We start from the raw sequence: 22187 nt of genomic DNA on the forward strand, positions 1-22187 counted from the left end.
TACTCCTAAGAGAGCCACATATCCTTAAGAAGGTGGTCTTTAGCACTTTCTGCTTTAGTGCAGCATTATGCTAAAAATGGGCAAAAATAATATTATTCATATCATTTCAACTACTACTTAGCAAAGTACTTGTTATCTAGCATGCAATTATATTTGCTAAAAAAATACTGATATACAAGTAAATAAGAATAGAAAAGATATACCTAAAAGTTTTAAGTACCGCTTTCTTTCTATAGTTGAAAAAGACTATTATATAAGTAAATCAAAAGTAGACAAGGGGTTAAGTAATTTTACCCCCTTGTCTGATAAATACTACTCCAGAAGTTTAATCCATTAAAAGATAGTTAAAGTCGAGTATAGGGAAATGATAATGCAATATCCCATACAGGGTATTAACGCATATTACAGCAAAGGAGATAATTATAGTGTACTACTCTAGTAGTAACTAATATAAAAATAATTGATGTTCTCTCAATTTAAAATAATTAAAGGTAAAAATATAAAAGTTAAATAATGAAGAGTAATATTAAAGAGTGCTGTTAAACATAGCACTCTTTAATGTAAAAAAGTAGTTAGGAATTTATTTTCTTATTGCTTAATGGAGTAATTACCCTACTTGAGAAGGTGAGTTTATCCTTAATCTATTATAAACTTTAGAGAGTAAACACTACAACAAAACAGAATCTGACTATATTCAACAACCAAAAAGTATAAAATAATTGAGCTAGTCTAGCCTTACAACAAACCTTAATTTATTATAAGGCTAAATTATGACAAGCTAAATATTACCATTTGACTCTCTACTATGTCTGCTAGTTCCCAAAAGTTATACGAAGGCAAAGCCAAAATCTTTTATCATACAGATGAGCCAGCAGTTCTCCTCGCAAACTTTAAAGATGATGCTACAGCCTTTAATGCTCAAAAAAAAGGCAGTATTATTGACAAAGGTAGGATTAACTGTATTATTTCCAGCAAATTATTTCAACTCCTTGCAGAAAATGGTATAAAAACTCACTTCATAGATAGCCCGGCACCTAATCAAATGCGTGTCAAGGCATTAAAAATATTACCCATAGAAGTAGTTGTTAGGAACATTGCCGCAGGTAGTCTTTGTCAACAAACAAGTTTATCCTTAGGAAAGGTATTACTGGAACCATTAGTAGAATTCTATTATAAAAATGATCAATTGGGTGATCCTCTACTCACACTTGATCGCCTAAACCTAATGCAACTAGCAACTATAGAACAAGTTGATATAATTAACAATTTAGCATTGCAAATTAACAAATTACTTCAGGCATTTTTTCTGCAATGTGGAATTATTCTTGTAGATCTTAAACTGGAATTTGGCTTGGATTCTCAACAACAAATTTTGCTTGCAGATGAAATCAGCCCCGATACTTGTCGTTTATGGAATAATGCAGAAACTGATCAGAATAACCGTGTTATGGATAAAGATCGTTTTCGTAAAGACCTAGGCAAGATCGAAGATGCATATAAAGAGGTACTACATAGAATATTAAATGCAATTCCACATCAGAGGAACAACTGGAATTAATGATTGCATTAAAGAAAAGAAGATCATGCTTTTTCATTTTATTGACATATGAGAGCACAATAATTTGTGGTGGTGTATAGATCTGAATCTGAAGAGGAATATAAATAAAATGCGCTTATCTCCTGTGCTAGCTACAGTTGTAGCAATAATCCCATTAGGTGCCTCCTTAGCGGAAAATCCCCAAGCGCCAAAAAATGATATTAAAATAGGAAGAATACTAAGCAATAATAATTCAAATCGACTATTCAACAAACCATTAAACCGGGTTATAAAAATAACAGTCTCTAAATTGGCGTTTCCTATTAATCGTCTTAAAGTTACTAGCCAAAATAAAATAAGTGAAAATATTTCAAGCAAGTTCTTTTTCCAAAGTAAATCAGGTTTAGTAATACCTCCAAAATTTAAAAAAATAGTTCAGAAAAAATATGATGACCTATCAGACATACCTTTTCAAGAGAAAAAGTTCCAAAATCATACCTATGCTAGAAAAACTTTAAATTTCCAATCAATTTCAATTGTTCCTAACAATCAACAAACTCAAATCAATCTGGCTAATAAGCAAACAACTAAACCTAACATACCGAATAATTCAAAAACCCCTCAAGAAAATACTCAGGAGCCAGAAACCAGGGTCTTGGTTGCAGAGGTGCTTGTTAAATCAACTAATGGCAAACTTGCACAAGACCTGGAAAAACGGGTTTATAGTGAAATCCGCACAAAACCTGGTATAACTACCACTCGCTCACAACTACAGGAAGATATTAACGCCATTTTTGCCACTGGTTTTTTCTCAGAAGTGCAAGCTATACCAGAAGATACTCCTCTCGGTGTGCAGATTACCTTTGAGGTTCGAACGAACCCAGTTCTAAGTACAGTCAAAATAGAGACACATACTGGTACAAGAGTTTCTTCAGTATTAAAGCCAGAAGTAATAAGTGAAATATTTCAATCCCAGTACGGAAAAATACTTAATCTGCAAAACTTTCAAGAGGGTTTAAATGAATTAACCAGGCATTATCGGGCTAATGGTTATGTATTGGCTCAAGTAGTTGGTTTACCCAAGGTTTCTGAAAATGGTGTAGTTACGATCGAAATTGCAGAAGGAGTTGTGGAAAGTATTATCATTCGTTTCCGAAATAAAGAAGGACAAGAAACTGATGATAAGGGTAAAACCATTAAAGGACGTACCCAGGAATACGTAATTAAACGTGAATTGGAACTTAAATCAGGACAGGTATTTAACCGTAATATTGTACAAAAAGATTTACAACGATTATTTCGCTTGGGTTTGTTTGAAGATGTTAGTATTTCCCTAGATCCTGGTGATGATACCAGAAAAGTAAATGTAGTATTGAAGATCGTGGAACGTAGAAGTGGTTCAATTGCTGCAGGTGCAGGTATTAGCTCTGCTAGTGGCTTATTTGGAACCTTAAGCTACCAAGAACAAAACCTTAATGGTAGGGACCAAGAACTAGGAACTGAATTGCAAGCAGGGCAAAGGGAGCTACTTTTTGATGTGCGATTTACAGATCCTTGGATTAACGGGGATCCTAGCCGGACTTCTTATACAGTAAATGCTTCTCGTAGAAGTTCAATTTCTTTGGTATTTGATGGTCCAGACGATAAGGATATTAAAACCATTAATCCCAATAATATGAACGATAGTGGTGATCGCCCGAGGGTTGTACGTTTGGGTGGTGGTGTGAACTTTACTCGTCCTTTATCTGGTAATCCTTATAAACGTTCGGAATGGATAGCTTCTGCCAAATTACAATATCAACGAGTTTCCATTCAGGATGCAGACGGAAATTTAATAGAACAAGGTAGAGTTGAAGGTACAGCAAACGAATTATTAGATTTGAGCAAATCAGGAGATGGTCAGGATGATTTGTTTCTGGTAAGATTAGGTGCTTCTCGTGATCTCCGTAATAATTCATTACAACCCACTAAGGGCTCATTTTTCCGTTTAAGTTTAGATAAATCAATTCCTATTGGCAAAGGTGATATTTCCCTAACCAGATTTCAAGGCAGTTATAGCCAATATATACCCATAGATTTTACCAACTTCATAAAAGGGAACGTGGAAACCTTGGCATTCAATCTCCAAGGAGGAGCTATTTTAGGAGATTTACCAACATACGAGGCATTTACTCTTGGTGGTAGCAACTCGGTACGTGGTTATGAAGAAGGAGAGTTAAGTAGTGGACGCAGTTATCTACAAGCCTCTATGGAATACCGGTTTCCCATTTTTCCCGTAATTACTGGTGTTTTATTTGCAGATTTTGGTACGGATTTGGGTAATACTACGAAAGCTGCTGAAATGCTTAATAAGAATGGTACAGGGTTTGGTTATGGTGTTGGTGTAAGAGTACAATCTCCTCTGGGCCCAATTCGTGTTGACTGTAGTTTTAATGATACTGGAAACAATCGTATCAATTTCGGCATTGGAGAAAGGTTCTAAAACTTTCGATTTCTAGGTTTATTATTAGGGATTTGAGCATCTCTCTATTTCTCCCTAACTCTTTTACTTCTCTCACCTATTGAATATGCAACCAAACATCTTAGCCAAGGAAATAACTCGTTCAGGAGTGGAATTATATACTGGCTTGCATACCCAATTACGCATACTACCTGCACCAACAGGAAGTAATCATCACTTTGTCTGTGTAGATTTACCAGAAAATCCAATTATTCTTGCCCAAGTAATATCTATAAACCATACTCATACTTTCTACTCAATTGGGTTATGGAGAATCCAGTATACCCACGGTAGAACATTTACTTGCAGCCCTACTGCAATTAGCAATCAGTGGTATAGTTGGAGTCTAGGCGCGGATATGGAAGTTGCTCATATTAAACCTGAAACGAATATTGCACCCGCACGTACCTTTTGTCTTCTCCATCAAATTGAATAACTCCAGAGAGTAGGGTTGATTAAAGGTGGCAGTGTGAAAAATTTGCTAGTTTTTAGCCCCTAGGGTTAATTGAATCTCACATTGAGGTTTGTGAATAGACTATTACATCACAAAATCCTGGGTTTTTTAGAAGATTTAAGTCTATTAGGGACTTTTACATGTGCCCACTTCTTGGCATACAAAGCCAGTCATAATTTACATATTCAATTCACTCAGAAGATATTAAGGTGATTACGGTAAATCATTATTAGTCATAACAGCCTCAAATTCAAAATCAGCATGAGAGCTGCTAATACCAATTTGAAATTTGGAATTGGATTTTAGATAGAAAAGGTTAAGGGGTTATATTTATAATAATTGCTCCTACTCATAAGTCTCATGTTGGGGTCTAGATTCAGTCAGAGCTTCACTCCTCTTTTTCTATTCCTAATTGTTATTTACTTTCCCTACGGAACAAAAGTAATTAATTGCCCCAATTAGTTTCTTGATAGTCCTCAAAGGATAGTACACACTGCGGCCCAAAATTACAACAAAAATAAATCATAGCGCCAATGTCAACCCCCACCCAAGAACATATAATCAAGACTTCCACATCTAACCCTGTTGAGCTGAAAAATACCTTCACCTCCCAAGAAATTCAAGCACTACTACCACATAGATATCCATTTTCACTTGTGGATCGTATTGTTGACTATACACCAGGGGAGAAGGCAGTTGGGATTAAAAATGTCACACTTAATGAACCCCATTTCCAAGGTCATTTTCCTGACCGTCCATTGATGCCTGGTGTTCTAATTATAGAAGCTATGGCACAGGTTGGAGGGGTTGTATTAACTCAAATGCCAGGAGTGGAAGGAGGATTATTTGTATTTGCAGGTATGGATAAAGTCCGATTCCGTCGCCAAGTTATTCCTGGAGATCAATTAGTTATGACTGTGGAACTCTTGTGTGTCAAGCAACGCCGTTTTGGCAAAATGTTAGGTAAAGCTGAAGTTGATAGTCAATTAGCTGCTCAAGGAGAACTAATGTTTTCGCTAATTAATTAAATGCTTACCAACAAACAACGTAAGGGCATAATATTAATGGCCCTTTACTGAATTTAAAAATAAAAAAGTTAGTTTGGATAACAAGAAAAAGTTAGTTTGGATAACAAGCTATAAAAGCCCTGGATAATTCTACTTATTCTTTGCCTTTCTCACAAATTAATTGCTTTGCCAGCTATTAAGATTAAAAAATGATTAAATATATAGCACTCAAGAATTTTCTGGAGATGAAATTTTGAAGACGCTAATTAATCCCAACGCTAGTAATTAATCCCAACGCTGAATTATATCTTACAGTGAAGCAGGTTAGGGCATATGCTGTAATTGGGGGACATGTTGAAGTTGGCCTAAAACTACCATTGGTACCCATGTCGTATTAGAAGGGCCTATTAGAAATTGAAAAAAACAGTTCTATCCTGGTGCTGCGAATAGCAGCTTGTACTGAGCTATATAACTATAGTTATGTTCTAAATATGTTTGTAGCAGTATTTTGTTTTAATAGATTTAGGCAATACATATTGTCTGCATATTGGTTTTAAGGTACAAAGTATTATTCCCAATTCATTTGGGCGGTAATTAAAGAGATCAATAGAATTGACTAATACCTTTCATTTAGATTTGCAAGAAATTAGCGATTGTTTTTGGAATTGGTAAGAGAATGCTAATTAATAAAGCTATCATGACAAGTCCGAGGGTATCCCGCTTGTTGTCCAGCTCTGTCACATCATTTAGAGCAGGTTCATCTATTAGAGGCATAAAAAAGAGAATAATTGCCCAGAGAAATACTCCGGGTTGTACTAAAGATAGTAATAAGCATAGTAGACGAGAAACTTGGCTAATAAACATTGCGCTTTTCTGACCAAACATAGCATGAACAATATGACCCCCATCTAGCTGTCCCATGGGAATGAGATTTAAGGCTGTCACAATTAATCCCAAACAGGCAGCTATACCTAATGGATGTAGATCGATTGCAGATTGGGCAGTTAGTTTATTTCCTAGGACTAATTTTGCAGCTATTGCCAGTAAAAACGAGTACTTAGGATTGAGAGCATTGGGATCTAGAAAGCCTTTTGGTTCTTCCGGTAGAGGAACAACTTGGGAATGAGCTAATCCCCAAAGTAACAAAGGTAAAGTTAATATAAACCCAGCAATGGGGCCAGCAATACTAATATCAAATAAGGCTTTACGATTAGGGATGAGACTACGCATCTGAATGAATGCCCCAAGAGTTCCCAGGAAAACAGGTATAGGTATAAAATAAGGTAGAGTAGTACGCATTTTATACAAGCGAGCAGCAAAATAATGTCCCAACTCATGAATTCCCAAAATACTCATTAAGCCCAAAGCATAGGGTAAACCTTGAAGTAATTCTTGAGGATTTGCCGTCAATGTTTCCATTTCCAAACCGGCAATTTTTGCCCCTATTCCAGTTGTCGTTATAAAAGTAGTACCTAGTAAAACTAAAGCTAAGCCCGGTCTGGTTAATTGTTCTTTGGAAGCATTCGATTTCTTATTAACTTTGGAATTAGGAATCAATATAAATAATGGTTTACCATTAAAACCCTCTTGAAAAATAAGTATAAAGCGATCATTGAATTGACTGTCAATATTATGTTTAATATGCTGATATGCTTTGCTAGAGTTAGTCTTTAACTGACCCTGACAAACTATAGCCTGGGGTAAATATTCAATATTTTGTAAAAAATATACAGAAAAAGAAAAGCAACTGCGTAATTTTCGTTCTTCATCCTCTTGCAAAGAAGATGATAATGGTAATGATCTTAATGCAGGATTAATAATTGATTGGACTTCTGGTTTATCAAGTATATTTGGGTCTTTGTTTTTGGATTTATGCTGTCCCCATCGAAATAATAACCAGTAGATAATACAACTTACTGCCAGGGTAGATATCACTACTATTAGGGGTGGTTTATAACCATGTTTTGCTGTCCACAAACTCCATATAAACACTGGCATCATTAGTACCAACCATAAAAGCCAAACAGGTGGCCAATTCACACCTGCTAAACTGCGGCGCACTATGAAGTAAGTAAGTATTCCCAGAATAATAAGCCAAAAAGGTTGCATTTTCTCTAAATTTTATGGATCAATATTCGGTCTTGTAATATAAGGATTACAACATTCAACACAAGTAAAAGACCTTTTAACTTAATCATCATAAATATAATGATTAACGTGGGGGGTAAATCTATAGCTGAAATTATTCAGTTGTTTCACAATGTAATTCTATTGTCCATCATTAATCCAATTTCGTCTTTTCTCATGTACTCTATTAACTCAGAAACCAGTCATAAAATTAAGTTACCAAAGACTTTATTTCCCAAAATTTTTGTTTTTCCTCCAAATCGAGATACATTGGGAGGAACATCTTACTTTATTATGAGTAACGGAGCTAATATTCTGATTGATTGTCCTGTGTGGGAAAGTACAAATCAAGATTTTTTCTGTTCTCATGGAGGAATAGACTACTTATTCATTACCCACCGAGGAGCAATTAGTAAGGCAAAAGCCATTCAATCAGCTATTAATTGTGAAATTCTTATTCAAGAACAAGAAGCTTATTTATTACCAGAAGCTAATGTGAAAACTTTCAGGGAAAAATTGCAACTAACTCCAACTATAGAATTAATTTGGACATCTGGGTATTCTCCTGGCTCATCTTGTCTTTACTACAACTATAAAGGAGGTATGCTCTTTTCAGGTCGTCATATACTTCCTAATAAGCAAGGAATCCCAGTACCCTTGCGCACAGCCAAGACATTTCACTGGGAGAGACAAATCCACAATATTCGTTTCTTGTTAGAAAAGTTTTCCCCAGAAAATCTCCAGTACATTTTACCTGGTGCAAATACTGCTTTTCTCCGAGATCGAGGGATAATAGGTAATGCTTATGAGCAACTATCTAAATTAGATCTACATAACTTGTTTATAACTCAACCCCTATTGTAAAAATTGGTGTTTGACCTCAGAAATAATTCAACTTATTTACTTATCAGAGAGGGATATGGAAAATACTATGTGTAAATTATCCTAGATTCATATATTTTATATATAGGTCTAAATGAATATATAAATACATATAAAATCTATCTGTTGGTTTTTACTAAATGGAAATTTTAAAAACCATTGTTCTAATCTGTTTACTCTTACATACTTAAATTTTGTAAATTTAGATGATGATATTTAAGCATCGGGGTAAGATAATTCAGTACTATTAATGACCATATTTTCTTGTTTATATAAGTCTATCTATATTAGATAAGAAATCAAGACTCTACTAGTAGAATACCAATATACTAAAAAACATCGGTATGCATATATATGCATACTTTAAGTGTTAACACACAGTGCATAAATACAATAGATAACATATAATCTACTGCCTAAAATGTAAATAATAATACTTTTAATTCTCAACTTTTACTTATGTATATCAATAAAAATTGACTTGAGACTAATTTAATATATCTACAATACCACTGAGCAAAAATTGGTATAAATAGTTAGTTTGATATTTGTAAGACTTCTTGAATACTTTGGTCATGTACCAATTTATTTAAACTCAATCATAAAGGCAAGATATTACCTTTTATAATATTCAAAATGGTTATGGAATAATGTTTTTCATGGGTTTGCTTAATTTCGTAAAAATTTAATTAACTCCTAAAGGAACAGCATTTTTATTTGATGATTTTTAAAAATGATAGGGTTTGACTTTGGTAATAATGAGTAAGTTATTACAAAGGATTTTTATGACTGGCAAATATATTGATGGTAATAATTATCACTAATTCATTGTTTTATAAAATAGTTTCTAGTTTATTAAACTCAGCCTTATTTATTCAGATCTAACCACTACAACATAAGTTTTTTTAATAATTCCAATGCAGCCTCATACTGAAGATCCTCTGATGTTGCAATCTGATTGTTTTGCAGTGCTGCCTGATGAACGAGTTTATCTGGTTTAATTCCAAGCTTGTTAATATTATGATGTTTTGGGGTTTCATACTTGGCAGTAGTGACTGCCAAACCAGAACCATCACGTAACTCAAATAAGGATTGGACTAAACCCTTGCCAAAAGTAGTTTCTCCTACTAGTTGAGCACGACCATTATCTTGCAGTGCTCCAGCAAGAATTTCACTAGCACTTGCTGTTCCTTCATTTACGAGGACTACTAAGGGATCTTGAGTTACAACAGTTCCAAAAGACTCAAAACTATCTAAAATACCCCGGCGATTAGTTGTATAAACGATTGTACCAAAATTTAACCATAGACGAGCAACTTCAACGCTTGATTGTAGTAAACCACCAGGGTTATTACGCAAATCTAGAATATAGCCAGCAGCACCTTTCTTACCTAAATTAGCAATTGCTTTGGTTAAATCCTTGGCAGCATTAGCATTAAATTGTGTAAGGCGTAAATAACCAATGGGTAATCCTTGTGGAGAAGATTTTAATTGTTCAATAACTGGATTGAGAGTTATGTGATCACGAACTATTATCACCTTTTTATGCTCTTCTTCATCTCTTTCAACTAATAAAGTAACCAAACTGCCTATAGGACCCCGCATTCTATTCGCAGCTTCATCTAGAGTAAACTCTTCTATAGGAACTCCCCCAATTTCTATAATACGGTCGTATGGTCTTAAGCCAGCTTTTTCTGCTGGAGAGCCTGTAATAGTGGAAATTACTTCCAGCTTTCCCGTTTTTGGATTCAAGGCAATCTGCAAACCAATCCCTGTTAATTCCCCAGAGGTATTAACTTGTAAACTACGATATTGTTCGGGGTCTAAAAAGCGAGTAAACGGATCATCCAAGGTTTTAAGCATATTTTGAATTACTGCATAGGCTGCTTTCCGATCTGGAAGTTGCTGCTTTAATGTTTTGACTAGTAAAGAATGCCAGTTTTGGTGATTGAACGTCTCATCCACATAAGTCCTATTAACAATTCGCCATACTTGTGAAATTAATTGCTGTTCTTCTGTTAAAGCCATTATAGGTTGAGAAAAACTGCAAAAACTCATCCAGGCTGTTAAAAATAGCAGTAATCCCAACTTAAAAATCCGTTTGTGCATAAACTCCATGTTTATTTTTATTTTTAAACCTAATTGAAAAAAGAGGTGTGGTTAAATTACTGAGGATGAAATGACTCTCTTGACTATGTTACTTTTTTTGTAGAAGTGATGCATTGGAAAACCATTAAGTTCAACTTCTTGGTAACAATATACCTTGCTTATCAGAAGATAAAATCTAACTTGTGTCTACTATTGAACATTTTGAGACACAAGAAAAACGCAATACATCTCCCATTAAAAGAGTGTTAAGTTAGTTTAAGCTTACATCACTCTGAAGCAAACAAATAACGAAAGAGTGAAATTCTCCTCGCTAAAATACCCAAATAGCTAGTGGAGAGATTGATCAATACTAATTGAATTCTAGGAACTTTTAGTTGTATGGCAAACGTTTATGACTGGTTTGAAGAGCGCTTGGAGATAGAAGCTATAGCTGAAGATATCACCAGCAAGTACGTCCCTCCCCATGTCAATATTTTCTACTGTTTAGGCGGAATTACCTTAACCTGTTTTCTTATCCAGTTTGCCACTGGGTTTGCAATGACCTTCTACTATCGGCCTACTGTGGTAGAAGCCTATGCATCTGTACAGTACATCATGAACGAAGTTAACTTCGGTTGGTTGATTCGCTCAATCCATCGTTGGTCTGCCAGCATGATGGTGTTGATGATGATTTTGCATGTTTTCCGGGTTTATCTTACTGGTGGCTTTAAAAAGCCTAGAGAGTTAACTTGGATTAGTGGTGTAATTATGGCTGTAATTACTGTTTCCTTTGGTGTAACTGGCTATTCTCTTCCCTGGGACCAAGTTGGTTACTGGGCTGTGAAAATTGTTAGTGGTGTACCTGAGGCAATTCCAATTGTTGGCACTACAATTTCTGAGTTGTTACGTGGTGGTGCCAGTGTAGGACAAGGTACCCTAACTCGCTACTATAGTGCCCACACCTTCGTATTACCCTGGTTAATTGCAGTATTCATGTTATTCCACTTCCTAATGATTCGTAAGCAGGGAATTTCTGGTCCTTTGTAATTAATGGTTATTAACTATTAAAATAGCTTTCACGGGAATATTAATAATTTCAGGCTTGTTTTAGACTTATATACAGACGAAAAATAAAAGTTGCAAACTGCCTGAAATTGTAAATCTCCTCTATGTAGGAGGCTAAATGAAAGTTAATAGCTAGGGTAAATGCTTTAACTCAATTGAAGCAGGAGAATAAATCAAAAAAATGTCAATACTGAAAAAACCTGATCTTAGCGACCCAGCACTAAGGGCCAAATTAGCAAAAGGTATGGGTCATAATTACTATGGCGAACTTGCTTGGCCTAATGATCTACTATACATTTTCCCAGTTTGTATTATGGGAACCTTTACTTGTTTAGTAGCTTTAGCTGTGTTAGATCCAGCAATGACTGGCGAGCCTGCCAATCCTTTTGCTACACCTCTAGAAATCTTACCTGAGTGGTACTTGTACCCAGTATTCCAGATTTTGCGTTCAGTTCCTAATAAACTCTTAGGGGTTTTATTAATGAGCTCTGTGCCTGTGGGATTAATTTTAGTCCCTTTCATTGAGAGTGTTAATAAATTCCAAAACCCTTTCCGTCGTCCAGTGGCTACAACAGTTTTCCTATTTGGAACTCTGGTAACTATATGGCTAGGAATTGGTGCTGTATTACCACTAGATAAGTCTTTGACCCTAGGCCTATTCTAAATAAATAGCAACCTTGCATATGAGTGAATGCAATTGTTACTTTGCCACTCTTAAAATCTCAAGCAGGAATTAATGAGTATAACACCTGTAAATTTCTGAAAAAAGTGGTAATCATCTTCTACAGAAAATTTGCAGGTGTTTACTTTTATAATTGAGGAATACGATGATAAAGAATGCAAATAAAAATTCCCTTATATGATAAATTTGGGTTGTTAATATTCCTGGCAAGTTGAAAATAAAGTTATTTTTGACTGTTAATTTGATTGTTCTAATACCTTTGTGTTTATTACGGCGAAGGTTACTACTTAGTATGTATCAGAAAGACCATATAACAATAAGGAGTGAATTAAAACTTCTCAACCAAGTTCAAAATTGGTTTGAGCTATTTTGTTCCCAAAATTTATATCAGTGTGGATGGTCAGAAGCTCAAGTTGATCACCTTAGCTTAGCCTTGGCAGAAGGTTTTACTAATGCTGTTCGTCATGCCCACCATGATTTACCTCCAGAAACCACTATTGACATTGAAGTAAGTCTATGGGCTAGTCGCTTAGAAATTAGAATATGGGATCGAGGAAAACCGTTTAATCCAGATATGATTTCAGAGCCAAAGCCTGGCACGCTCCAAGCAGGAGGTTATGGATGGTTTCTTCTACGTCGATTGTCCGATAGAGTTGCATATGAATGTGTTGATAGTGATGTTAGGGAGAATTCGGAACCTAGGCGTAATTGTCTACTGATTCTGAAGTATCTTTCTCCTCCAGAGCAAGAAGACAAGTAAATTTTTGAAGTTTATAGTACTAGTATGTAGGGATATACTCAATAAATCTAATAACATCTTAGTCTGGTTGAAGTATTTAGATTTCATGGTATAAATAAAACTACTAAAACGTAATTATTGCTTGAAAATAAAATATTAAGAATCGCAGTTCATTTAGATTATTCATAATATAGTTTCTTCTTTATTAAGATTTTTATAAATTAGTGGTAATATACACAAAGTACAGGTTTTATAAGAATATTTTCAGTAAATTAATTTAATAAAATATTTTTGTAGCCTATCTATATTTTAGAATAAATGACTAATTAAAATCAACAGTTAATAAATTAGGAACAATGATTTTTATTTATAGTTATTAGTATTTATAAATACAAAATAATAGGTCTATATTTTTATATTTGTTGATTGTAATCATTTCATAGTTTGTTAATTATTTGTATCTATTTTCAGCCAAATTGGCTTAATATATCAATCTGTTAATTAATATGAATACAATACATGTATTACATTCATTCCCTCTCAATTATTTATAATATCAAGGGAAGTTCAGGACATTACTATTAGTAGTTGATGGTGATTACCTCAATCCAGCAAAAAATCCTAGGTTATATTAAACTCTTCTGAGTCAATGGAGAAAGTTATGAATTCACCGTTGCTAGGTTTTATATGGCTGGATACATATTCAAAGAATATATATCCAGCCATATAAGTTAAGTTACTAATTAAAAATTGCCCAGATTTTTCTAGAATTAAAATATTTATTTGCTGGCATGGCAGATAAATAAACAAGGTTGGCATAAACTACTGAGAATCCAGGATTAGTTAGTGATAACCTTATATTGATTGGTTTTATACTCAGTTCAGAATTAATTGAATATTGCTGTCTGGTGGATGCCTATATCATAACTTATTAAGAGGGTTTTGGAATTGCTGGCTTGGGGGTAAAAATTTATGGTGCCGAGGTTTTGTCTGATGATGATTGTTGTACTGTCATCTTTTACAATTTGGATGGGAATAATTTAAGTATACAAAAGCTACATTAATTCAACCTATATAGACACCTGACAAATGGTTTTAGTAAAACTAACTCTGCTGAAAATTGGCTGTACTTGGAAGTAGTTGTATCATAAGGTAAAAAGACAGTTAAGACTATTCATAGCTAATATAAATCTTATTCTCATTCTGTTTAGATCGTAACTCATAAAACTAGGAATAAAAATTGTATTTCTGCATATAGAATATAAGTATTTTAATGAATCTGTATCCTATCTATTTTTTCCTATAAACATCCTCTTAGTTTTAAAATTATTAATGTAATATTGCAGAAATTAGGGCTGGAAAGCATGGAGTTGCAACAGCAACGGTATGTACTCAATTTGGTTTGGAGTGTATTATCTATATGGGTATCAATGATATGAAATGCTAAGCTTTAAATGTTTTTAGAATGTACCTAATGGAAGCAGAAATATATCCTGTATTATTAATCATTAGTACTGAAACTATCAAAGAGGCTACTTCTCAAACTATCCGTGATTGGGTAATAAATGTGGAATCAACCCACTATATTCTTGGCTTTGTAACTAGTCCTCATATCTACCCCATGATGGTCAGAAATTTTCGTGCAATAATTTTGAACAGGAAACTCGCATGCAGACTATAGAGGAATGGGGTAGTTCACCCAATACAATTGGGATTTGTGTAGGGGATGTTTCCAATGCAATAATTGGGAATATTCAACGAGTTTATCAATTACTCTTCTGTAAGACTAACTGGTTTTGAAGCTGGAAGAAAAGAGATAGCTAAAGAAGAGCATGCTCCTACCTTGATAAAAGGATGTGTTGGAGTAGTTCACAGCACCATGAGCTACTTAAAAGTATCAGTGAGAGCAGAATATTAAAGTGTTACAGACTTTGAGGAATTAAAAGCCTTTCAGAGGCTATACCAGTTGGAAAGGATTATTCCTGCCTTATAAACATCTTATGCGGTCGTTGATTTGGAAATTTGATGTCCACACCTCCAAGAAAATCTCCACATTGTGATTGACAGTTCTGAGCAAGGTAAGAATGATGTGCAAATGGCAACTAAAGCATTAAATCTAAACTGAGGGGAAAAGAAGAGATCCAGATATGGTTATACTCTCCAAAAAATTAATAACAGTAAAAATAGAAGGAGAGATAAGTATTTAACCTTTCACCTATTCATTTTCATTATTTAACTTCTACTTTTCGTCTATTGGTAATAATTATTATACATAGGGGCAGGGTAAACCCAGGAATAAATTAATACAAAAAGTTTTATAACTATGAAAATGTAGCAATAATGCATACATAATAGCACTAAAATTTAAATTAGTTTTGTTTCTTTTAGAACTTAAAAACTTTAGATGATTCATAATCTTTACGTAGAAGTCTAAAAGGTCTCAAATTTATCTAACATCAAAAAATAAAAAATAATATTGTATTTAATCATATTTAATTTTTGATAACACTTTTATCTAGGTTAATCTTGACAGTATCTTAATAAATCCATCATAAATAAAATTGAGGCTCTTGAACAATATTGAATAAAATCAGCCCTTGACATAATAAGTTATCCTTGTTTTATATCAGCATAAAATAAAATCCTATAAGCAAAATTGGTAACAAAATTCCAACATAATTCCTGATAAAATTAGTAGAAGCTTTGCTGATTACGTAGTAATTTTTACAAGTAAAATAAATTGTGGATAATAGTTTTGCGCATAATTACTGTAAAAAGGAATAGAGATTTATCTATTTCCTATCATAATATTATGAATACTGAGGCATATTTATTATTTAATTTGTTATTATTTTATTGTAGTTATATCTATTTGATTAGAGCTTTAATCTAAGCAAAATTCAATGTTAAATATAATATGGAAAATATTATGTTGATGATACTTACCTGTTATTTCTAGTAAGTATATATAATCTACCTGCCAACATTTTATTTGGAGATTTTTAAAGTAAGAGCTATTACTTATTAGGAATAAAAATTACCTATTGTGATTGTATTAGCTTTTATGAAATCTAAACCAAGAGTAAAAAATACTCACAAAATCACTAAATATTGAGGTATCTCAAGCAGGTAAATTTACCAGGGTATTTGCATAAATACTAAAATGCATACCTCCTGAAACAAAGTCATTGAACCAGTTAAACGATGAAAAGTTTGTTTGGTAATGAGAATAGCGTCCTTAAAAGGTGTTCGCTACCATTTTTGCTGTCAATACTAATACCAACTCTAGGGATGAGTGAGTCTGCCGGTTCAGCAGAAAGAATTTATGCATTTTACTCAGCACTAAAATTATCAATTCCGGTAACAGCACTAGAAAGATTTGCTCAAAAAGGTGAAATTGATCGAGATTTATCTATTTATCAGCAATATCTTCAACCAGAGCAAATTAAGGATTTACACCGGGTTTTAACTAGTCCAATTAAGGTGCATCCGGCAGCTGTTTCACAATTTCTTTATACACAGCAAGGAGAATTATTATTACGTCGGTTGGGAGAGGTAATAAAAACAAGACCCAAAAAACAAAAACCAGGGTTTTATGCTTTACGATCAGCGCTAATTTTAGCATCACAAGAACCAGGGGGCTTAACCCTGTTAAATGTATTGCGGAAATATCCTACTGTAAGCATTTATATTGATTTGGCCAGGACATTAGGTATAGCTTCTGAGCTAAAGGAAATAGTTCGGCAAACGAATCAAGCAATTGCTACAGTATCTCAACAGTCTGAGGTAGAAGCTGCTGGCCTCCCATTTTTTCACAGAAACAATATCAAAATTTCCAATTTGCGTCGCTCTGGAAAGTGGAAATGGCAAAAAATCCCACCACTAAGATTACTAGATCTATCCCGTAAAAGGGTTCTGGTAACAGATGTATATATACCAGAAACTAAAAATAAAGCACCAGTAATAGTAATTTCCCATGGTTTAGGTTCAGATAGTAGCAACTTCCGTTATTTAGCTTCCCATCTTGCATCTCACGGTTTTGCTGTTATTGTTCCTAATCACCCTGGTAGTAATAGTAAAGAATGGCAGGAACTTTTCAATAGACGTACAGAAGAAGTTAATAAACGCAATGAATTTTATGACCATCCCTTAGATATCAAGTTTATTCTTGATTGCTTAGAATCTTATCCCAATCTGAACAATCGCTTAAATTTAGAGCAGGTGGGGGTATTTGGTCAATCTTTTGGTGGTTATACAGCTTTAGTTCTAGCAGGAGCAAAAGTAGACTACATTCGTCTCCAAAAAGATTGTCAACCCCAAATAGTTAAGCAAACCCTGAACCTTTCTTTGTTATTACAGTGTCGTGCTATCAAGGTAGAAGAGATAAATCGCATACAAGATTTGCGTGATCAAAGGGTTAAAGCGGTAATTGCAGTTAACCCTATTACCAGCTCTGTATTTGGGACATCTGGTTTGAGTCAAGTTCAGGTTCCAGTAATGTTAGTTGCTAGTAGTGATGATACAGTTGCGCCAGCACTATATGAACAAATTCTTCCATTTGCTCTAATTAACAAACGTCAAAAGTATTTAGCTTTAATTGCTGGAGGAACCCACTTCTCTGTTATTGGGAATGGAAAACAAGTTAGTAATGCGCTAGAATCACCCCCACAATTAATGGGGGATAATCCACAACAAGCTCGTAGTTATATGAAATCCTTGAGTATACCTTTCTTTTCTACCTATGCTGTTGGTAAATCTCAATATAAGCGATACCTAAATGCTAGTTATGCCAAAGTTATTTCCCAGCACCCTATGGGTTTAAATATTGTCAAATCCTTAGGAAATATAGATTTGGTTCAGAAATACAAGGCTAAGAATAGTTATTAGGAACAAATTGGGTACTGGATAACTTGAAATAAAGTTTAAAAAATTATTAGGAGGTACTATAATTATTCATATCCTAGCAATCTATAAAAAGAGCAAAGTCTCTCTCTAAAAGTTTAGCCAATAACTTACTAGTTATCATCTAACTACCGGCATTATATAAATCTACTGAAAGTGAACTTTGCTATCCAAAATTATTTTGAATAATATAAGATATTTGATATGTTCAAGTTTTGAACTTATTTGTATAAAATTATTGGATAAATTACTGGTTTCTAAAACATACTATGATACTTATAGTAGTTAAGATTATTTTATAAATTTATCAAATAATGCAAAGCTTATTGGAAAGTAAATCCGCCGCTTTAATGTGTACATATGATAATACAAAACATATAGATATGAAGAAAAAGATAAAATATAAAATTTCATAATCTCAGCATATTATGAAACCTAAAACTCTCAATCAAATATTTACCACTGACTTGAATGTGTTAGATTATCATTGAAAGCTTAAACTGATATTGCTGATTATTATAACTATAAAATCAGGCAAAATTTTTGTAGTCTTGTTCCTAGCTTAGGGAAAGTATTTTCTCTAAATAACTTTATCAAAATGATTGATTCTAGTTATGATTTAGTTGAATTAAGTGCTGCTGCTTTAATTATTATTAAGTGATGTTATTTTAGCTTAAATTTATATTCTTTAAACCTCTCAAACCCAAGATTATATTATTGAAAAATTAAGAATTAAAATTTAGTATATTTTGACTATAGTCAAATTCAGTATTACTCATTTTTACTTAAAAAATGAGTAATACTAAGAATGATTTGGATATTTTTTATCTTTATATTAATAAATATATTTTAAATAAACATCCTAAGTTACAGTTCAATTATAATTGTAATATTACTACTAAGTTTTTAACAATTATCTTAGATTAATTTAATACTTCTGGAAATTTTTCAGGCTAGATTATTGGAGTAAAATCATTTATTTTGGCTTTACTCAGTATAAGTGTTAAAACAATTTGAAATGTAGTATTTTTCAGTCATAATCATCAGGATTATTTTAATCTCACGACAATTTTTGGAAATTCTCAGCTCCTTATAAAGCCACTAAAATTTAATTTCACAAAAAACTAAATATTACTTAAATACCCCGAATTATCCATAGATTTTGGTAATTTTTTCAAGCCATAATTGCCTTTGAGTAAATTCCCTTTAACCATAAGATAGAACTTCTAACCCTAGTATATGTAGCATAGACAGCAAATATAAAAAGCAAATATATTAGTAAATTTGAATTCAATTAATTTTGACTATTAGTATAGATATATTACAGAAGGTAATATTCAGCGAAAAGTCTTCAAAAAATCTGTTTCATCAGAATTTGCTGCACAGTAAATTGTGTGAATATTTTAGATTTCCGCTGTTTCAGAATTAAGATGGGGTTTTTATATGAATTTATTTAATTAGGATATTAAAAAGTAAACGTGCATAAACCCCCTTAGGGTCATTCATTCCTTGCCAAATAGCTACTTCCCTATGGAGTTTTTGGAATTCTGCCATTATTGGGTTCTGTATTTGCAAGGATTTATCTCTAATACCCAAGGTCTTTGTAGTCTCTTGTGCTGCCTTGCTAAATAACCATTCTTTAAGACTATCCACCTGGGGATATTCTTGTATTATCCAATTATTCCCTAGCTTAGCTTGTTTTACAGCATAAGTAATTGCTGCATTCAAACCACCTATCTCATCAACAAGGCCTATTTCCTTAGCAACTATACCAGACCAAACACGACCTTGTGCAATTTTACCAACTTCTTCTAGGGGCAAATTACGACCTTTAGCAACTTTATTTAAGAAAAAACTATAAATTTGGTTGATAGAGCGTTGATATAGTTTCAACTCTTCAGCTGATTTGGGGCGCGAAACAGTTTCAGCATCAGCATAATTACCCGTTTTAACGGAGTCCCAAGTAATACCGTTATTATTACCTAGATCTTTAATATTGAATGAGACACCAAAGACGCCAATGGAACCTGTTATGGTAAATGCTTCTGCAAAAATACGATTGGCATCTGCAGCAATCCAGTAACCACCCGATGCAGCTACATCCCCCATAGACACTACCACAGGTTTAACTTCACGAGTTAGATGAACTTCGCGCTGTATAATTTCCGATGCAGTAGCACTACCACCAGGGCTATTGATTCGTAGGACTACTGCCTTAATATCTTTGCATTGTCTGATTTTACGGAAGACTTTAGCAAAATAATCACCACCTACTTGTTTGTATTTTCCCTCACCATCAACAATTTCTCCTTCCGCGTAAACAACAGCAATTTTATTTTTAGAGTTTTTGGTGGCATGCGAAATACCATGAGTAAGATTAGAATATTTGTCTAAGGTAATTTGGGTAAAAGTTTTTTCATTTTTTTTACTGTTGGTGATTTTTTTCAGGTCTTTCACCACTTCGTCAAAATATGCTACCTGGTCTACAAAACCATAATTTTTAGCCTTATCAGCAAGTAATATACCTTGATTATCTGCGATAAGTTGGAGGTTTTGGGGACTAATTTTCCTACTATTGCCAACAGTAGTAAGCCATTCTCCCCACATATCATTGAGTAATTTTTGGGTTTGTTGACGGTTTTCTGGACTTAATTTTTCAAGGATTAATGCTTCTACTGCTCCCTTAAACTTACCCATCCGTAAAACTTGTACACCAACGCCATACTTTTGGAGTGCTCCAGCCAAAAAAATGGGTTGGGAGTCAAAACCGTTTATTTCCACTTTTCCCAAAGGGTTTAATAATATCTTATTAGCAACAGAGCTTAAGTAATATTCTTTTTCTCCCCAATTTACACCATAAGCAATGACCTGTTTACCAGAACTACGAAACTTTTTTAATGCTTGGCGGATTTCCTTGAGGGTAGCAAACCCTACTTCATTTGCCCCTTTGGCTATACTTCCATTGATATAAATCGCTACTATTTTATTATCTTTGCTTGCTTTATCAATGGATGTAAGAATACTGCGGAGAGGCATGCGGGGTTCATTATCATTATATATAATCTTTCTCAGGAGTTGATTATTATTAGGCTTACTTTCAGTGATTTTCATGGACAAATTAAAGACTAGTACTGAATTATTTTTGACTACTAGCTTTGTACTCTGGGATATGGTGAAAGCAAAAATCAGTATGACTAATCCTGTAGTAATTACACTTGTAAAAAGCATCAGTCCAAGTAGAGTACCAATCAAGTTGGCAAATATTTGTTTGAAAAAATTACCCATATTCAATTTTGTATTTGAGATTAATCTATTGATAAGTTAGCTATATATATATTTTTTTGGATAAAGCATTTATGTATTTGTTCCATTTTTTAAAACTTTTTTAGTTTCTCAATACACTCTTTATGCCCAAAATTAATTGTTAAAATAAGCAAGCTAAAGTGAACTTCGCATAACATTTTGATTATCATAAAATTATTATCACTCTTATTATTTGAGATTCAATACTAACGTTTTAACTAGGAAAAATATTTATCTCCTAATTGGTAGTAGCTGACAATCAAACAGTGACAATATTCTTTTCTAACTCATGATTGATAGTCTAGAGTTTTGTTTTTCTTAATTCAAGAATTAAAACTTCTGCACGTTATTACAGGTTTTTTTTAGCATCATATATCATTATGAAGAAAACTATAACATATCCTAACAATTTTTTTCTTGGTACAAATGTATTACTTATATTTCATTTAATTTACAATGTAGTTTTCCAAAATTAATCAACTTAACTTTCAGCAAAATTGACCCAATACTGGCAAATTCAGTCTGTGCATAAGAACTTTAATTAGCATACAACCACTATGATATTTATATCAATTGCTGTAATTTATTGCTAAAAAAATATATACTATGTGATCTCCATTTTGGTTACCTAATTATTTAGAAATCATAAATATAGGTAGTTGAACTTATAGATAGATTATTTATTTCGTTAAGAGAAATATCATAATTTTTACTTTCCTATAACTACATATATTCCTTTATAAGGTTTATGTAAATTAAAGTATCTGCTTGAAATATATCAATAATTTTCAGAAGTTAGTTGAGATTATACTTAATAACTAATTGTTATAACCTCTGAATAGATACCTGGAAATTATCCATAAATTTATTTTAGGAATAAACCTAGGAATTTGAACTGCAC

The 22187-nt window shown here is 33.3% G+C and carries 13 protein-coding genes and 2 pseudogenes; 12 read left to right on the top strand and 3 right to left on the bottom strand.

The genetic code is table 11. The features are described from left to right. Positions 1-805: 805 nt before the first annotated feature. The 5 genes and pseudogenes from purC to RINTHH_RS11640 form a co-directional block, all read left to right on the top strand. Positions 806-1558, top strand: coding sequence for a phosphoribosylaminoimidazolesuccinocarboxamide synthase (purC, locus tag RINTHH_RS00645; protein ID WP_008231614.1), 753 nt, complete (start codon positions 806-808; stop codon positions 1556-1558). A 109-nt stretch (positions 1559-1667) separates the two neighbouring features. Further along, entirely contained in the window at positions 1668-4019 is a 2352-nt protein-coding gene (locus tag RINTHH_RS00650) for a BamA/TamA family outer membrane protein (protein ID WP_044304293.1), read from the top strand. Positions 4020-4104: 85 nt separating this feature from the next. Continuing rightward, positions 4105-4704: pseudogene (locus tag RINTHH_RS11430) on the top strand (UDP-3-O-acyl-N-acetylglucosamine deacetylase). Positions 4705-5024: 320 nt separating this feature from the next. Further along, complete coding sequence (gene fabZ, locus RINTHH_RS00660; RefSeq protein WP_008231618.1) at positions 5025-5519, top strand: 3-hydroxyacyl-ACP dehydratase FabZ; 495 nt, start codon at positions 5025-5027, stop codon at positions 5517-5519. A gap of 248 nt (positions 5520-5767) precedes the next feature. Continuing rightward, a pseudogene (locus tag RINTHH_RS11640) lies at positions 5768-5907 on the top strand (acyl-ACP--UDP-N-acetylglucosamine O-acyltransferase); the annotation flags it as partial. Positions 5908-6128: 221 nt separating this feature from the next. Here the strand turns inward: RINTHH_RS11640 and RINTHH_RS00665 are convergent. Continuing rightward, the gene (locus RINTHH_RS00665; RefSeq protein WP_008231619.1) at positions 6129-7607 is read right to left on the bottom strand and encodes a site-2 protease family protein; all 1479 of its coding nucleotides are present in this window, start codon (positions 7605-7607) and stop codon (positions 6129-6131) included. Positions 7608-7802: 195 nt separating this feature from the next. Here RINTHH_RS00665 and RINTHH_RS00670 point away from each other — a divergent pair, with 195 nt between their 5' ends. Then, positions 7803-8489 carry an MBL fold metallo-hydrolase gene (locus tag RINTHH_RS00670; protein ID WP_044304296.1) on the top strand — a complete coding sequence of 229 codons (687 nt, stop codon included), beginning with the start codon at positions 7803-7805 and terminating at the stop codon, positions 8487-8489. A 906-nt stretch (positions 8490-9395) separates the two neighbouring features. Here RINTHH_RS00670 and ctpA read toward each other — a convergent pair. After that, a complete protein-coding gene (gene ctpA / locus RINTHH_RS00675; RefSeq protein ID WP_008231621.1) occupies positions 9396-10625 on the bottom strand; it encodes a carboxyl-terminal processing protease CtpA in 1230 nt (409 codons plus the stop codon). Between the two features lie 369 nt (positions 10626-10994). Between ctpA and petB the strand changes: the two genes are divergently transcribed. The 6 genes from petB (at position 10995) to RINTHH_RS00700 (ending at position 17968) form a co-directional block, all read left to right on the top strand. Further along, positions 10995-11642, top strand: coding sequence for a cytochrome b6 (gene petB, locus RINTHH_RS00680; protein WP_008231622.1), 648 nt, complete (start codon positions 10995-10997; stop codon positions 11640-11642). A gap of 199 nt (positions 11643-11841) precedes the next feature. Then, positions 11842-12324 carry a cytochrome b6-f complex subunit IV gene (gene petD, locus RINTHH_RS00685; RefSeq protein WP_008231623.1) on the top strand — a complete coding sequence of 161 codons (483 nt, stop codon included), beginning with the start codon at positions 11842-11844 and terminating at the stop codon, positions 12322-12324. A 310-nt stretch (positions 12325-12634) separates the two neighbouring features. Next, positions 12635-13102: an ATP-binding protein gene (locus tag RINTHH_RS00690; RefSeq protein WP_044304294.1), complete on the top strand. Its 468-nt coding sequence runs from the start codon at positions 12635-12637 to the stop codon at positions 13100-13102. 1453 nt (positions 13103-14555) lie between these two features. Then, complete coding sequence (locus RINTHH_RS10060) at positions 14556-14762, top strand: Tryptophan synthase beta chain (protein ID WP_008231629.1); 207 nt, start codon at positions 14556-14558, stop codon at positions 14760-14762. Further along, positions 14750-14881, top strand: a complete 132-nt coding sequence (locus tag RINTHH_RS11305) for a hypothetical protein (protein ID WP_008231631.1) — start codon at positions 14750-14752, stop codon at positions 14879-14881. The genes RINTHH_RS10060 and RINTHH_RS11305 overlap by 13 nt, the downstream gene beginning before the upstream one ends. A gap of 1461 nt (positions 14882-16342) precedes the next feature. Beyond that, positions 16343-17968, top strand: coding sequence for an alpha/beta hydrolase (locus RINTHH_RS00700; protein ID WP_331270883.1), 1626 nt, complete (start codon positions 16343-16345; stop codon positions 17966-17968). A gap of 1464 nt (positions 17969-19432) precedes the next feature. On the opposite strand, the gene sppA is transcribed toward RINTHH_RS00700, so the two are convergent. Then, entirely contained in the window at positions 19433-21268 is a 1836-nt protein-coding gene (gene sppA / locus RINTHH_RS00705) for a signal peptide peptidase SppA (protein WP_044304295.1), read from the bottom strand. Positions 21269-22187 lie beyond the last annotated feature (919 nt).

This window comes from Richelia intracellularis HH01, from assembly GCF_000350105.1.
Lineage (GTDB): Bacteria > Cyanobacteriota > Cyanobacteriia > Cyanobacteriales > Nostocaceae > Richelia > Richelia intracellularis.

Bases quoted from the DNA above. Each gene is read 5' to 3' on its own strand.
- purC (WP_008231614.1), top strand. From the start codon at position 806: ATGTCTGCTAGTTCCCAAAAGTTATACGAAGGCAAAGCCAAAATCTTT.
- RINTHH_RS00650 (WP_044304293.1), top strand. From the start codon at position 1,668: ATGCGCTTATCTCCTGTGCTAGCTACAGTTGTAGCAATAATCCCATTA.
- fabZ (WP_008231618.1), top strand. From the start codon at position 5,025: ATGTCAACCCCCACCCAAGAACATATAATCAAGACTTCCACATCTAAC.
- RINTHH_RS00665 (WP_008231619.1), bottom strand. From the start codon at position 7,607: ATGCAACCTTTTTGGCTTATTATTCTGGGAATACTTACTTACTTCATA.
- RINTHH_RS00670 (WP_044304296.1), top strand. From the start codon at position 7,803: ATGTACTCTATTAACTCAGAAACCAGTCATAAAATTAAGTTACCAAAG.
- ctpA (WP_008231621.1), bottom strand. From the start codon at position 10,625: ATGGAGTTTATGCACAAACGGATTTTTAAGTTGGGATTACTGCTATTT.
- petB (WP_008231622.1), top strand. From the start codon at position 10,995: ATGGCAAACGTTTATGACTGGTTTGAAGAGCGCTTGGAGATAGAAGCT.
- petD (WP_008231623.1), top strand. From the start codon at position 11,842: ATGTCAATACTGAAAAAACCTGATCTTAGCGACCCAGCACTAAGGGCC.
- RINTHH_RS00690 (WP_044304294.1), top strand. From the start codon at position 12,635: ATGTATCAGAAAGACCATATAACAATAAGGAGTGAATTAAAACTTCTC.
- RINTHH_RS10060 (WP_008231629.1), top strand. From the start codon at position 14,556: ATGGAAGCAGAAATATATCCTGTATTATTAATCATTAGTACTGAAACT.
- RINTHH_RS11305 (WP_008231631.1), top strand. From the start codon at position 14,750: ATGCAGACTATAGAGGAATGGGGTAGTTCACCCAATACAATTGGGATT.
- sppA (WP_044304295.1), bottom strand. From the start codon at position 21,268: ATGGGTAATTTTTTCAAACAAATATTTGCCAACTTGATTGGTACTCTA.